The organism is Sellimonas catena (assembly GCF_027924685.1).
In the GTDB taxonomy this organism is placed as follows: domain Bacteria; phylum Bacillota; class Clostridia; order Lachnospirales; family Lachnospiraceae; genus Sellimonas; species Sellimonas catena.
Genome location: NZ_BSBO01000012.1, coordinates 1 through 15,037, shown reverse-complemented (window position 1 = coordinate 15,037; position 15,037 = coordinate 1). Strand labels below are relative to the sequence as shown.

General features: G+C 47.1%; 13 protein-coding genes, 1 riboswitch and 1 other annotated feature. Of the genes, 5 read left to right on the top strand and 8 right to left on the bottom strand.

The features are described 5' to 3' along the window. Positions 1 to 74 precede the first annotated feature (74 nt). Positions 75 to 566 carry an AAA family ATPase gene (locus Selli1_RS06935; protein WP_281845883.1) on the top strand — a complete coding sequence of 164 codons (492 nt, stop codon included), beginning with the start codon at positions 75 to 77 and terminating at the stop codon, positions 564 to 566. A 16-nt stretch (positions 567 to 582) separates the two neighbouring features. Beyond that, positions 583 to 1,095 carry a GrpB family protein gene (locus tag Selli1_RS06930; RefSeq protein WP_087168498.1) on the top strand — a complete coding sequence of 171 codons (513 nt, stop codon included), beginning with the start codon at positions 583 to 585 and terminating at the stop codon, positions 1,093 to 1,095. 62 nt (positions 1,096 to 1,157) lie between these two features. Here Selli1_RS06930 and Selli1_RS06925 read toward each other — a convergent pair whose 3' ends face one another. The 6 genes from Selli1_RS06925 to Selli1_RS06900 form a co-directional block, all read right to left on the bottom strand. Then, positions 1,158 to 1,913 carry a ZIP family metal transporter gene (locus Selli1_RS06925; RefSeq protein WP_118637775.1) on the bottom strand — a complete coding sequence of 252 codons (756 nt, stop codon included), beginning with the start codon at positions 1,911 to 1,913 and terminating at the stop codon, positions 1,158 to 1,160. 1 nt (position 1,914) lies between these two features. Next, entirely contained in the window at positions 1,915 to 3,135 is a 1,221-nt protein-coding gene (tyrS, locus tag Selli1_RS06920) for a tyrosine--tRNA ligase (RefSeq protein WP_087168500.1), read from the bottom strand. Positions 3,136 to 3,200: 65 nt separating this feature from the next. Further along, positions 3,201 to 4,307 (bottom strand): NUDIX domain-containing protein, encoded by a 1,107-nt coding sequence (locus tag Selli1_RS06915; RefSeq protein ID WP_138373976.1) that lies wholly within the window; start codon positions 4,305 to 4,307, stop codon positions 3,201 to 3,203. A 176-nt stretch (positions 4,308 to 4,483) separates the two neighbouring features. Then, positions 4,484 to 4,745: a binding site (T-box leader), on the bottom strand. A gap of 62 nt (positions 4,746 to 4,807) precedes the next feature. Then, positions 4,808 to 5,602, bottom strand: a complete 795-nt coding sequence (locus Selli1_RS06910; RefSeq protein WP_087168502.1) for a creatininase family protein — start codon at positions 5,600 to 5,602, stop codon at positions 4,808 to 4,810. After that, positions 5,592 to 6,215 (bottom strand): ECF transporter S component, encoded by a 624-nt coding sequence (locus Selli1_RS06905; RefSeq protein WP_281872560.1) that lies wholly within the window; start codon positions 6,213 to 6,215, stop codon positions 5,592 to 5,594. The genes Selli1_RS06910 and Selli1_RS06905 overlap by 11 nt, the downstream gene beginning before the upstream one ends. A gap of 92 nt (positions 6,216 to 6,307) precedes the next feature. Continuing rightward, positions 6,308 to 6,426: riboswitch (FMN riboswitch) on the bottom strand. 59 nt (positions 6,427 to 6,485) lie between these two features. Then, positions 6,486 to 7,304, bottom strand: coding sequence for a MurR/RpiR family transcriptional regulator (locus Selli1_RS06900; protein WP_087168504.1), 819 nt, complete (start codon positions 7,302 to 7,304; stop codon positions 6,486 to 6,488). Between the two features lie 154 nt (positions 7,305 to 7,458). Here Selli1_RS06900 and Selli1_RS06895 point away from each other — a divergent pair, with 154 nt between their 5' ends. The 3 genes from Selli1_RS06895 (at position 7,459) to Selli1_RS06885 (ending at position 11,452) form a co-directional block, all read left to right on the top strand. Beyond that, on the top strand, positions 7,459 to 9,246 hold the full coding sequence (locus Selli1_RS06895; RefSeq protein ID WP_281872559.1) for an aminopeptidase P family N-terminal domain-containing protein: 1,788 nt from the start codon (positions 7,459 to 7,461) through the stop codon (positions 9,244 to 9,246). Between the two features lie 92 nt (positions 9,247 to 9,338). Beyond that, positions 9,339 to 10,223, top strand: a complete 885-nt coding sequence (locus Selli1_RS06890; protein ID WP_087168506.1) for a zinc dependent phospholipase C family protein — start codon at positions 9,339 to 9,341, stop codon at positions 10,221 to 10,223. Further along, entirely contained in the window at positions 10,220 to 11,452 is a 1,233-nt protein-coding gene (locus tag Selli1_RS06885; protein WP_281872558.1) for an MFS transporter, read from the top strand. Before Selli1_RS06890 ends, Selli1_RS06885 begins: the two co-directional genes overlap by 4 nt. Before the next feature lie 80 nt (positions 11,453 to 11,532). Here the strand turns inward: Selli1_RS06885 and Selli1_RS06880 are convergent, their stop codons facing one another. Both Selli1_RS06880 and Selli1_RS06875 read right to left on the bottom strand, forming a co-directional pair. Further along, positions 11,533 to 13,152 carry a phosphotransferase gene (locus tag Selli1_RS06880; RefSeq protein ID WP_138373971.1) on the bottom strand — a complete coding sequence of 540 codons (1,620 nt, stop codon included), beginning with the start codon at positions 13,150 to 13,152 and terminating at the stop codon, positions 11,533 to 11,535. Positions 13,153 to 13,585: 433 nt separating this feature from the next. Continuing rightward, positions 13,586 to 14,839 carry an AAA family ATPase gene (locus Selli1_RS06875; RefSeq protein ID WP_281872557.1) on the bottom strand — a complete coding sequence of 418 codons (1,254 nt, stop codon included), beginning with the start codon at positions 14,837 to 14,839 and terminating at the stop codon, positions 13,586 to 13,588. Between the last annotated feature and the right edge of the window lie 198 nt (positions 14,840 to 15,037).

The following is a 15,037-nucleotide window of genomic DNA, read 5'->3' as shown; positions in this document are numbered from 1 at the left end:
ATGACAATACAGGAAAGAGAATCTGTGATACAATGGACTTTCAGGAAACACAGGAATGCGGAGGTGACAGAGCTATGAAAATCCATATCATCGGATGCAGCGGATCGGGAAAATCCTATCTTGCCCGAAAGCTTTCCGAAAAATATTGTATCCCCCATTTTGATCTGGATGATCTGCAATGGGACAATCACGCTGAACATTATGGTGTCAAAATGCCGCCCGAAAAACGGAGTGCCATGTTACAGGAAATCGTGCAAAAGGAAAACTGGATCATCGAGGGCGTCTATTATAAATGGGTACAGGACAGCTTCCGTGCTGCCGATATGATTTATGTTTTAGAAATTCCCTCTCGGGTTTACAAGTTCCGCATCCTTCGTCGATTTTTCAAACGGAAACTTGGGTTGGAAAAAGGAAAGAAAGAAACACTACACTCTGTCCTCGGCCTGATCCGGTGGACAGACGAATTCCAGTCTGTCAATATGCCAAAGATTCAGGAAATGCTAAAGCCTTACGGACAGAAAGTACAATATCTGCGAAGTAAAAGAGACATAAATAATCTACTATAAATAGGAGGTGCAACGAATGGAAGGTGTAAAGCGCTATTGCGTTCGTCTTCTCACTCATAACGAACAGTGGAAGGAAGAATTTCAAAAAGTAAAGCAGTCTATTCAGGAGCAGTGGGCTGATAATGTTCTCGATATCCAGCACGTTGGAAGTACCGCCGTCCCTCTCATCTGTGCCAAACCGATTCTCGATGTGGCTGTCCGGCTCCGGTCGGTTCGGCAGTTGGATCCGTCTTTTCTCGAAGCACTCGGTTATGACTACTGTGGAATCCAGCACGGAAATCCTCTTCACCACTTATTTGTCCTGCGTGGTCCCGGTGAGATTTCTCTTCAGCATATCCACTGTTACGATCAGACCGCCCCGGAATTTGACCGGATTGTCGGTTTCCGGGACTATTTAAACGCCCACCCGGATGCTGCAAGGCTGTATGAAGCATTAAAAAAGGATCTTGCCGAAAAATATCCGGACAACCGTCCGGCCTACACAAAAGGAAAAGAGGATTTCATCCAAAATATCTGTGAAAAATTTTGAGTATAAAAACAGCCGGCACGTTTTCGTACCGGCTGCTTTTTACGCGCTTATTTTGTTTATCGTTAATGTGCATGCATAAACATCATGCCGAGAAGGATTCCAAGAACCGTGAAAAATGCAGGCATTTTCCCTCTGTAGAGAGCGTTTGCCTCCGGCAGGATCTCGCCAAAATTGACGTAGAGCATGGCTCCGGAAGCAAAGCTTAAGCTGATGGCAAGTCCCATCTGCCCCATGTCGCCGATCCAGTACCCAAGGACGCCTCCGACAATGATCGCCGCCCCGCTCAATGCGGTCAGCAGGACTGCTCTGCCTTTGGACATTCCCGCTGCCAGAAGAGGTGCGCAGATCGCCATTCCTTCCGGCACATTGTGGATCCCGATAAAGATGGCGAGAGTCAGGGCCGGACTTCCGATCAGGCTTCCGTGGCTTACCAAAGATGCACCGATCGTCATGCCCACCGGAATATTGTGACACGCCACTGCAACCATCATTGCGACTCCGGCAGTCATCATCTTCCGGCTCATACGGCTTTTTGCCTGCTCTGCCTTCTGATCCATCACTCGTTCCAGAAGATAGACGGTCAGGAAACCAATGATCACAAAGACGGCAATCCCACCTTTGGACATTCCGGTTTCCAGTGCGTCGTGAAACAGATCCAGACAGACAATGCTGATCATGGTTCCGGACGCAAAGCTCAACAAAAGACTCATCGCCTTATCCGAGCCCTTCCTTACCGTCGTGCTGAGCGCCGCTCCGATTCCGGTTCCTCCGATTCCCGACAATGCTGTCAATACAATAATCGTAATAAGCATTTTCATATTATTTCACCACTATTTTACGGAAATTTTTCTTTCCTCTCCTTAAAACAAAATCTTCTTCAAAATCTTCCTTCGTGTATGCGGTGTAGGTATCCGTTACCTTTTCGCCGTTGACTGCGGCTCCTCCCTGCTGTACTGCACGTCTTGCCTCAGACCTGGACGGTACCAGGCCGCTCTTATGGAGCAGAGTCAGGATATCGATTTTTCCGTCTGTAAAGTCTTCGTCAGTAAGCTCACAGGTCGGCATCTCAGCTGCGCTTCCGCTGGAGAACAGTGCACGGGCGCTGTCCTGTGCCTTCTTCGCCTCTTCCTCTCCGTGAACCAGCTTGGTCAGCTCGTATGCAAGAATCTCTTTTGCCTGATTTAACTGGCTGCCTTCCCAGGAATCCATCTTGTCAATTTCTTCCAGCGGAAGGAAGGTCAGCATACGGATGCATTTTAATACATCGGCATCTGCCACATTTCTCCAGTACTGGTAGAATTCAAACGGAGATGTCTTGTTCGGATCCAGCCATACGGCTCCGGACTGTGTCTTGCCCATCTTCTTTCCTTCAGAATTCAGAAGCAGTGTGATTGTCATGGCACACGCATTCTTTCCTAATTTCCGGCGGATCAACTCGGTACCGCCAAGCATGTTGGACCACTGATCATCCCCGCCGAACTGCATATTGCAGCCGTATTTCTGGTACAGCATGTAGAAGTCGTAGCTCTGCATGATCATGTAGTTAAATTCCAGGAAACTAAGTCCCTTTTCCATTCTCTGCTTGTAGCACTCCGCACGCAGCATGTTGTTGACACTGAAATGCGGTCCCACTTCACGGAGAAAATCAATGTAGTTCAGATCAAGAAGCCAGTCAGCATTATTTACCATGAGTGCTTTCCCGTCTGAGAAATCAATAAATTTACTCATCTGCTTTTTAAAGCATTCACAGTTGTGCTGAATCTGCTCCGGCGTCATCATGGAACGCATATCTGTTCTTCCGGACGGATCCCCGATATATCCGGTTCCGCCTCCTACCAGGGCGATCGGCTTGTTCCCTGCCATCTGAAGACGTTTCATCAGGCAGAGCGCCATGAAATGCCCTACATGAAGGCTGTCCGCTGTCGGGTCAAACCCGATGTAAAAAGTCGCCTTTCCGTTGTTGATCAGCTCTCTGATCTCTTCTTCGTCTGTAACCTGAGCAATCAGGCCTCTTGCTTGTAATTCCTCGTAAATCTGCATCTTCCTTACCTCTTCTTTCCTTATATTATGTGAACATGATCTGTGAAATTCGTCCGCTTTCGCGTCTATTTCGGCCCTGCCGGGAAATTTCCCCGGACAAAGCGCCCCTCTTTTTCCACCTGTTTCACAAAACGGTTCACTTCTTTTCTTGTCTTTAAGACAATCAGCTTGGTGCCGGAAAGTTTCTTCATATATCCATAGTAATGCGCCTTGCTTCTCCGGTCAAAATTCCAGATCCGTTTTAGAAATCCCGGATCAAACTTCTCCGGACATCCCGGATTCATGCTCGGCCTTGGCTTCCCGTAATTTGTGATCACCCTTCTTAGCACGCTCAGAATGCAAAACCACCGTTTAAAATCCAGATAAATCACGGTGTCGCACACATCCATCCGATGCTCCACTGTTCGTGGAAAATTTCCGTCCATGATCCATTCCGGCTTGCGGATCTCGCTTTGGGTGAGCCGGTCAAACTCATCGAAAGGCTTCCTCTTCCACCCGGCGTCCCATGACAGCGCATCCAGGTAGACAACCGGGAGATCCATGATCTTCCCAAGCTGCCCGGCCAGCGTAGACTTTCCGCTTCCGCTGCACCCGAGAATAACGATCTTCTTTGATTCCTGTCTGTTCTTTCCCCGGCAAGCCGGGTATCGCTCTTTTCTCCGGTCTTCCTTCAAAAAAACTTCCATCTTTTCCCTGAGGCGGCAAAACCGCTGATAGATCGGAGGGGCAATCTTTCCTTCTTCTCCCATCCGGACAAACTCCGAAAGACTCACCCACCTGGCATCTGCGGTCTCTCCTTTCTGAAGACGGATTTCTTCAACAGGAACAGTTTTTCTGACAATGTAGAAATCGATAAACGCATACTCTTCCATCTGGGAATCCAGAAGATGAAGCTCGTTTTCCCTCACCCGGATCCCGGTCTCCTCAAACAGCTCCCTTACCGCTGCCGCCCTGCTTTCCTCGCCGGCCTCCAGAGCTCCGCCTGTATTCTCCCATGTTCCCGGATACTTCTCCTTATCCGGAGAACGCAGCGTCAGCAGGATCTCATTTTGGTCATTGACGACACACGCAACCACAACAATATGAAATTCTCCCTTTACCATCGGATCTTTCCTGCCCGCCTGCTTCCCAAGCGGCTGCCGGTTTTCATCAAATAAATCCCATACCTCCATGGCCTGTAACCTCTCAGAACAAAGTTTCCTGTAAAAAGAGTTTCGCTCACGGAACTCTCGCGCCGAGCGCTGTCGCTTTTGCGACAAATTTCTACTTTGCGCGAGTGCGCATCCCGCGGAGCGTTTTTATTTAGCAGGGAACAAAGTTTCCTGTTAAATAAAAATCCCCCGTCCTTAGAAAGGACGAGGGTTATGCTCGTGGTACCACCTTTTTTCCCGGAATCAATCCGGCTCAGTAAGACATCTCCTTCCTCCACTCACCATGGAATCCCGGAAATATCCCGGCACTATAACGTGTGCCCTGACGTCACAGCCTACTTACTTTCGGTGTGAAGCTCCAAGATGTATTCACAACAAACTTTTCCTGCACCTCTCATCAACCGGTAACTTTCTGTCTGAACCTGATCTGCTGCTACTTCTTCTTTTCTCAGCCTTTTTCCTATACGCTTACGTCAAATACTAACCGATTCCCGTGCGCTTGTCAAGCCTCTTTTTCGTGTTTACGCTTTCCATTTCCGTATTTCCATAAGCCCTGGAACCAGAACTTTCGCACTCGTCTCCAGAATAATCCGGCCTTTTTCGGCCGTAGCTCCGCCCGGATCGCCTCCGATACCGATCGGTTTCCCTTCCGCTGTCTTCCAGTCTTCTGAAACCCATCCGATTGTAACATTTCCTCCGGTCTTCAGCGTCTGATTGCCTACAAACGCACTTGGTATTCCCGCCTCGGAAGTCTCCAGCTTCACCAGTGTCTCGTCGACCGCCATCACCATGGATGTCTCCATTTCTCCTCCATGAAAATCGTAATGATTACCTTCTGATATTGTTGCCTGTACATCCGGATGTCCAAATGCTCCCGATGACAGAATAAACGGCGACATTCCAAGTTCACTCCGAAGCTCACGGCTTAAGATCTGAATCACCGGCAGATTTCCTCCGTGGCATACAAGAAATGCGATCTTCCGAAAACCATGGCGGTAAAGGCTCTCACTGATATCATAGAGCAGATGATAGTACGTATCCGGCTTTAAAGTAATGGATCCGCAGAAATTCTTGTGCTCTGTGCTCAGGCCAACCGGAATAACCGGAAACGCAAGAATCGGGAAGTCTGCTTCTCCGGCTTCCTCCAGCGCTTTTCCGAGGTATTCCACCATTGCTTCCGCAATGATGTCATCTGTCCCAAGCGGCGCCTGATTTCCATGCTGCTCCAGTGCTCCCACCGGAATCAGGACGATCGTCTCCTCCTTATCCACCTGTTCCATTTCCAGACGCGTCAGTTCTCTGTACTTACGAATCATACCGTTCCCTCCATCCTTTGACAACTCCCACTTCTTTCAGCCTGTCATACAGAAGATATCCCACAATATAATTCAGCAAAAGCTTGATCAGATTGAACGGGATTGTCGCCAGTATGAGAAACAGCGGAAGATTTCGAATCAGAGGATTGACTGCTCCCACGGTGCGGACCACTTCATCCAGAGAAAGGCCCATCGCCGATGCATAAAGCGGAAGTGTAATGCACGCATTCAGGACACAGGAAAACGCAATCCGGACCGGAAGATTGATCCCAAGCGAAATCACTGCCGCCTTTCTCGTCTGTCCCATCTTTTTGAACACGATCCACAGCGGGAGCACAAACAGCAGCGTCCCTAGAAGATTAGCGAATTCACCGACAAACATTGTCGTTGTCCCAACCGTGATCAGCTTGATCAGAATTTTGATGACCTCCACACAGATTCCGGACACCGGCCCCAGCAGAAATGTCGCGATCACAGAAGGGACGTCGCTGAAATCCACCTTATAAAACGGCGGCATCAAAGGAATCGGGAATTCCATTGACATCAGTATGCCGGCAAGAGCCGAAAGCATGGCCGTAATGATGAAGTAGTAGGTTTTGTTTTTTGTTCTCATATACTTTTCTCCTTTCGAATGATGTTACAAATTTCGTAAATCCTTCGAAAGAAAAAAATCCCAGCACCAGGGGCACTGAGATTCTCTGTTCACTGTTTCTTCTCCCATCCAGACTGTCACTGTCGGTTTTGGAATTTCACCAAATCAGCCACATACGTGGGTCACGGACTATACCGTCGGTAGGGAATTACACCCTGCCCCGAAGAATTTATTCATTTGCAGTATTATCGTAGCACACTCATATCCATTGTGCAATACATCTGATGCAATTTATGGATTTGTAAGTGCGCGGGCCGTATCCTGCAAAAACGCATCGATCCGCTCCTGATCCTGTTCGAGGCAGCAGGCATACAGCAGGTCCATCATAACCAGAATCGGAAACTGAGGAGAAATCGCATCTCCATACTCCAGATTGTCCAGTGCCGGGACGAGAATCACCTCGTCACAATACTCCATGAAATCCGGGTTGTTCCGCGCTGTCACAAGGACACATCCGGCTCCTCGCCGCTTCGCCTCCTGAAGCATATACTGAACCTCTTCCGTCTGCCCTTTCATGCTGAATCCGATGACCAGAGAGGTTTCATTCTGAAAGACCGCCCGCATCCGGATCATGTCCCGGTCCACGAGAGAATTGATATTCAGCCCGATCCGCATAAACCGAAGCTCCGTCTCCCTGGCGGCAATTCCGGAACTTCCGACACCGCAGACAAAAATTCTCTCCGCCTGAAACAGCATCCCGGCAATCTTTTTGAATTTCTTTTCATCAGCCAGATTATACGCCTTATTCAAAAGCTCCTGATAAGTATCCAGCACCCGTCTTGTATTATCTGCAAAGGGTCTGCTTTTCTTCTCCCGAAATGTATCCTCGTACTGATAGATAAACTCCCTGTATCCCCGGAATCCGCATTTTTTTGCAAACCGGGAGAGAGATGCCTCGGAAACATAAAGCCGTTCAGAAACCGCCTTTGCGGAAAAATCCCGCTTCTTTTTATTCTGGATAAAGAAATCCGCGATGGTCCGCTCCAAAGCTGTAAAATTCTCATAGTTGTACTCAATCACCGGTATGATCGACCTTGCGTAGTGCTCCATGTTCTTTTCCTTTCTTCTGTCTGTATTTTACATAACACTACCGAGAGTATAACACAGGTTTCACAAAAATAATACTAACTCTCCCATAGTTTTTGTGTTATAATGAGATTGTTTGAAAATGGCATGTTTGCCGGAAAAATAGGAGGTTTTTATTATGAACGTACCTGAAAGAATCGCAAAATTGCGTACTCTTATGGAAGAAAAAGGAATTGACATCTATATTGTCCCGACAGCAGACTTCCATCAGAGCGAGTATGTTGGGGAACATTTTAAAGCGAGAAAATTTATTACCGGATTCTCCGGATCTGCAGGAACAGCTGTCATCACAAAAGAAGGCGCTTACCTCTGGACAGATGGAAGATATTTCATCCAGGCTGCAAAGCAGCTCGAGGGCTCTACAGTTGAACTGATGAAAATGGGCGAGCCGGGTGTTCCGACTATCCATGAGTTCCTTGCTGATACATTACCGGAAAACGGCACACTCGGATTTGACGGACGTGTAGTTTCCATGGGTGAGGGACAGGATTACGAGTCCATCGCAACCGAGAAACACGGAAAAATCGTTTACGAATATGACCTCATCGACCAGATCTGGGAAGACCGCCCGGCCCTTTCCGAGGAACCGGTCTTCGCACTGAATCTGAAATATACAGGTGAGACAGTTGCATCCAAGCTGTCCCGCATCCGTGAAGACATGAAAAATGCCGGAGCAACTGCTCATGTCCTCACAACACTGGATGATATCTGCTGGACACTCAATATCCGTGGAAACGACATCGAGTTCTTCCCTCTTGTACTGTCCTACGCAGTGATCACCATGGATAAAGTAGACCTCTACATCAACGAGGCAAAATTAAGCAGCGAAATCAAGGCGGATCTGGAAAAAGACGGTGTTGTCTTCCATCCGTACAATGACATTTACGAAGACATCAAGAAAGTCGGATCTGACGAAGTGCTTCTGATCGACCCGGCAAGACTGAACTACGCACTTTACAACAACATCCCGGAAGGTGTTGCAAAAGTGGAAGAGCGTAACCCGGAGATCCTCTTCAAGGCAATCAAAAACGAAGTAGAGATCGAAAACATCCGTCAGGCTCAGATCAAGGACAGCGTCGCACATGTGAAATTCATGAAATGGCTCAAGGAAAATGTGGGCAAGATGACGATCACAGAGATGAGCGCATCTGACAAACTGGACGAGTTCCGTGCAGAACAGGGCAACTTCATCCGCCCAAGCTTCGAGCCGATCAGCTCCTATGGTGAGCACGGTGCCATCGTACACTACACATCCTCACCGGAAACAGATGTTGAGCTCAAAGAAGGCGGACTGTTCCTGACTGATACCGGTGCCGGATTCTACGAAGGCTCCACAGACGTTACACGTACCTACGCACTCGGAGAGATCCCTCAGATCATGAAAGATCACTTTACACTGGTTGCAATCAGCAATCTCTCCCTTGCAAACGCACGCTTCTTAAAAGGCTGCACTGGAATGACTCTGGACATGCTTGCAAGAAAGCCGTTCTGGGATAGAAACTTAAACTTCAATCACGGAACAGGACACGGCGTTGGATACCTTCTGAACATTCACGAAGGCCCGGCAGGATTCAGATGGCAGTTCCGCGCAGGCGAGATTCAGCCGTTTGAGAAAGGTATGATCATCACAGACGAGCCTGGTATCTACATCGAAGGAAGCCACGGTATCCGTCTGGAGAACGAGCTTCTCACATGCGAGGGTGAGAAAAACGAATACGGACAGTTCATGTACTTTGAACCGATCACTTACATCCCGATGGACCTTGACGCCATCAATCCGGAAATCATGACAGCAGAAGAAAAGAAAATGCTCAATGATTACCACAAGACTGTTTATGAGAAAATTTCTCCATACCTTGACAATGAGGAGAAAGAATGGCTCAGAACATACACAAGAGAGATCTAAACCGAAAACTGATTTCAGATGCAGCGATACGGCTCCGGTGCCTTCAGGTGCCGGAGCCGTATCTGTTACTACCATGAACAGGAGATGATATTATGCCATCCATCTATGCACACTACACCTTCGGAGAAATGATGAAAAAAGCATTTCCGGCCGATATCCGCAAGCTGATTTCCCTCCATGAGGATCTGTTTGAAATCGGACTGCACGGCCCGGATCTGTTCTTTTATTACCATGCACTTCTCAAAAACCGTGTCAACCGGACCGGCTACCACATGCACGATGTAAGCGCTGCACCATTCTTCCGGCGCTCCAGAGATGTGATTTTATCCGCAGCCTCCATATCCGAGAAACATGCCCGGTTAGCCTACATTCTTGGCTTTCTCTGTCACTTCACACTGGACAGCGTCTGCCACAGCTATATTGAGAAAAAACTCACGGAGGATCCGGTTACCCACTCCGATATTGAAACCGAGTTTGACCGCTATCTTCTGTTGAAACAGAATAAACGCCCGCTTCACGCAAAGGTGACTTCACACCTCCACGCTTCAACGGCAGGAGCAAAAGCAATCCAGGCGTTTTTCCCGACACTGAGCGTCCGGCAGGTAGAGTCCTCCATTTCTTCCATGATCTGGTACAATGACCTGTTTACAACCTCTGACCGGCTCACACGCAGTCTCGTAACATTCTTTATGCACGCCACCTTTACCTACAAAAGCCTCGGCGGACTGCTGATGAAGGAAAAAGCCAATCCGCACTGCGCGGACAGCAACCTCAGGCTTCACAAACTGATGGAGGCATGCGTGCCGCTTGGCCTCTCACTTACGAAAAATTATGTTGCATTTTTCAATCACGGAGAACCGCTCTCGCCTTATTTCCGCCATACTTTCGGACCAAAACCAGGCTGGGAACATATCCCGGTCTTATCCTTAAAAGAAGAGCGCCGTTACAAACCTGACACGGAGGAACTTTCACAATGAAATGGAAGACAACATCACTGGAAAAGAAATGGATTTTTTACGACGTAGGAAACTCAGCTTTTACTCTCCTGGTTTCCACCATTATGCCGATTTATTTTAACTACCTTGCATCGAGCGCCAACGTCTCGGAAGTCGATTACCTCGCTTTCTGGGGATATGCCACTTCGGCTGCAACGATTATCACCGCCATCCTCGGACCGGTTCTCGGAACAGTCTCGGATTTCAGAGGATGGAAAAAGCGGCTTTTTCTCTTCTCTCTTCTGGTAGGGGCCTGCGGCTGCGTGGTGCTTGGGTTCTTAAGCTCCTGGATCTGGTTTCTGCTGATTTTTGTACTTGCAAAGGCAGCGTACTCTCTGAGCCTGATCTTCTATGACTCCATGCTCACTGACGTCACCACCGAAGAGCGGATGGACGAAGTTTCCTCCCGCGGCTACGCCTGGGGATATATCGGAAGCTGTATCCCGTTTCTGATCAGCCTTGCCCTCGTTCTCTTTTACGAAACGCTGGGAATTACCATGAACATGGCCATGAGCATTGCTTTTCTTCTGATCGCCGTGTGGTGGGTCTGCTTTGCGGTACCGCTTCTTCGAAGCTACAAACAACTGCACTGTATCGAAAACCACGATCATGCAGTCTCCTCCGGACTTCGCCGTCTCGGCCATGTGTTCGGAGAATTGAAGAAAAACAAGAAGATTCTCTTCTTCCTGATTGCCTTTTTCTTCTACATCGACGGCGTGTACACCATCATTGACATGGCAACCGCCTACGGAACAGCTCTGGGTCTGGATACGACCGGACTGCTTCTGGCACTTCTGGTAACGCAGATCGTTGCCTTCCCGGCCGCACTGATTTTCGGACGCTTGAGTGGAAAATACAAAAACGCAAGCCTGATCAAGATCTGTATCGCAGCATATTTTCTGATCGCCCTTTACGGCATCACTTTAAAAGAACAGTATCAGTTCTGGATTCTGGCTGTCTGTGTCGGAATCTTCCAGGGCGCGATCCAGTCCCTCTCCCGGTCCTATTTCGCCCGGATCATTCCGGCTGAACGCTCCGGAGAATACTTTGGCATCTACGATATCTGCGGAAAGGGTGCATCCTTCCTCGGAACCACTCTGGTCTCCGCAATGAGCCAGCTCACAGGAAACATGAATCTTGGCGTCGGTTCTCTCGCCGTCATGTTCCTGATCGGATTTTTCTTCTTTCTTCGTACCGAAAAATTATCCTAAAACAAAAAAGGATCTCTTCCGGCACGCCTCATTTAAAGGCTGTCCAGAAAAGATCCTTTTTTATTTCTGTATGCTATTATTTATGCGTATTTCCGAACGATCTCCTGCATCTTATCAAAGCACTGCTCCATCTCGTCCACCAGGCGAAACTGCGTCCGCGCACGCACCAGATTGTGCTCCGGATACTCTGTCTTAAAGTAGGTATCTCCCTGAAGATAGTCTGTCAGGAAACGGATACCGCACTCCAGTGTCATCAGTCTTGCTCCCCATGGAAGGCTTTCGATCTCTTCCTTGGTAAGCACATCCTTTGTCTCCTCCAGATATCCCTTTACATAAAGCTCATACAGGGAAATATCAAAATGTACCAGATCCAGGTTTTTCTCATCCTCTGCCGCTGTCGCCGCGCCGAACCGAATGGAATCACCAAAATCATTCGCTGCAAGGCCCGGCATGATCGTATCCAGATCGATAATGCACAGCCCTTTTCCAGTCCTGGAATCAAAAAGAATATTATTTAACTTCGTATCATTGTGAGTCACACGAAGCGGAAGCGTTCCGTCATCCTGCTGTTTCACAAGCACTGCACAGTCATCCTTGCGTTTAAGGACGAAATCAATCTCCGGACGGCAACTGCCTTTCCGGTTTTTCAGATCCCGTTTCAGGGCAACCTCAAACGCTTCAAATCTCTTAACCGTATTGTGGAAGTCCGGAATCGTCTCATGCAGTCTGGATGCCGGATAATCGCCAAGCTGTTTCAGGAAATGGCCAAAACTGCTGCCGGACTGATAGAACTGCTCCGGCTTCTCCACCAGCTGGTAGCACTCAGAATCCGGGATAAAGTTGTAGCATCTCCACGGCTCCCCTTCACTGTCCTCAAAATAGTTGGCTCCGCTCTTTGTCTTGATATAGGCAAGCGTCTCCCTGTCCGGATCTCCGCCTTCCTCGCGGATCACATTTCTCAGGTATTCGGTTACACCGAAAATATTTTCCATGACACCAGCCGGATCCTTAAATACATTGCTGTTAACTCTCTGAAGAACATAGGAAAGCTCATCTCCATTTTCCCCCGGCGTGTAAACCGCATATGTCTCGTTGATATGGCCTGCGCCAAACGGCTTCACATAGCTGCATCTCGGTCCAAAACCAAACGCATAGATCGCATCCTCCAGATCACGATTGTCCACACCGTCAATCTTCCGGTGGGTAGAGAAGATCACATCTCCAGCCTCTACCTTCTGTTTGATTCCGATATTACAGTTTGCCTTTACCACACTGTTCAGGCTGATATGAGCACCCTTTGCCACATGGGAATCATGATCGACTACCGCACCACTGTTGATCAGAACTCCGTGTTCGATAACCGTATGCGTATTAATCACTGCCTTCTGCATGACAAATGTACCATTTCCAATGACAGCGCTCTGGCTTACAAAGGCTGTCGGATGAATGATCGCCGGCACCTTGTATCCTGCTTCCATCAGCTTTTCCGTCCAGAAAAGCCGCATATTATTGTCACCAAGAGCTGCTACCGCTGTGTCATACTTTTCAAGAAAACTCTTATAATCGCAGCACTTTCCGACAACGTCCTTGTCCTTTACCGCATCATCCAAAAATACAACGTCTTCATAGCCTAAAAGCCATGCTGTCTCCTGAATCATGTGCCCGAATCCGCCGGCACCTAAAATCAATAAACTCTTCATTGCATTTCTCTGTAAGAGATATTCTATTCTCTTATCTTCCCTTTCTCCATATTTTACTCATATCCTCTGCCACCGGGCTAACTCCCTTTCCCGGCTCCTTCGGCGGCAAAAGGCCAGGGCCTTCATCTGGCACCCCGGCCTTAAGTATATCTATTATATCAGATTTCCAGTAAAAAGTCTTATTTTGCCAAAAATTTCTTTACGACTTTTTCCAAAATCTTTGCAATTTTATTACAAGGTTCTTTACAAATCAAAGAAGTTTTTCCGGTATTACTCCCAGATTTTCAAAAAATACTGCCATGTTGGAATACCGTTTGAGTGAATTCCCGTTTTCCATAATAAACTTCCACCAGAAGCAGAATGATCTTCTTAGTCATGCACTCCCACCTTTCCTGCCCGGCGCATGGCCATTTCTATCTCATAAATATTTGTCCTATTCCTCACCATCTTTCCCTGCTTTTTGGAAAAATACGTGATTCAGCATAGGAATTGCTCCATATTTACCAGACACATAACCCTTGGCAAGATTTTCTGATTTCCGTACATCCTTGATCTCTACGAGGGAATATAAATCTGTCGCCCGATCTTTGTTCAATTGTGTAAACCAGACCTGATCTCTGCGAAACAGTTCCCTGTTCAACAGACTCGTATCATGAGTTGAAAAAATCAACTGAGCAAATATATCTTTTTTATAATTCTGAAACAGCTGCACAATTTTATAGATAACAGCTTCATGCAGACTCGCTTCCAACTCATCGCAAATCAATACTTTACCCGTATTCAATATGTCAATCATCGGGCAAATAATTTCAAAAAGCCGCTTGATTCCGGATGATTCCTCATTTAATAAATCTATCTCGAATTTATCATATATGACTTTCGCTTCTATACGGTTGCCCTCCTGTTCTGGAATCAGGCCCATCAAATTATCAGGAAGTTGTAAATCCCTCTTTAAGTCAGTAAATTTTACCTTTTCTACCTTTAACTTCACATCCTGGATTCCGGTATCCAAAGCGTTCAGCATCTGCAAAAATTCTTCTTTGATAGAAGGATTATCCTGCATAAGACGAATCGAATATTCCGTCCAATTATTCATGGAAGGATTGTAAATCACAATGTCTGTAGTAAAAAAGAGAAATGCTTCTTCCAGTTCTCTCACATTACTATAATTGGCAGCACACGAAAGAAATAAACGGTTTTCTTTTAACACATCTTTAATACTGACATCAAAGGATGATTTATAGCGGTTTCCCGGCTGAATGTTCATTCTGTCCCGCTCAAATATTTTTACCTGTCTGCCATTTGGAAAATAATACAAATATTCATCAGTAATGACTCCTCCCTCTATGCTGAAACCATACGCATACCTGACATTATTACGTATAAACTGAATGTCAAACGTGCTTGGATTCTCTTTTTCAGATAATTTATGTGCAGCCTGAGGGATCTTCTGCCCCGGCTGATATGAGATACTGGTCTGAACCAGATTGCACATAAACAGCAGGGCGTTGATAAAATTACTTTTGCCAGATCCATTTGCTCCATATATAACAGCCGATCGTAAAACCCGAAAATTGTTATAAACTTTCAAAAGCTCTTCTGATGTGTCGTCTTTTCCCGCGATCATAGAAAATCTGATCTCTTCTTTAATAGACTTAAAGTTTGAACATCTGAATTCTAATAACATTGCGCCACCTCCTTTATATCCTTATGATACCCCTTTTTCTTTATTTTTTGAGTATTCCGGGGCATTTTCCATCACCAGTCCGGCGTTAGGAAATCACTATTCCGGATAAGCGGAAATCACTGTTCCGGGACAGGAAATCACATTCCAGAGCCTTATAATAGAGACATGCATCGCAAGATGTAAATCTATTATAAGGAG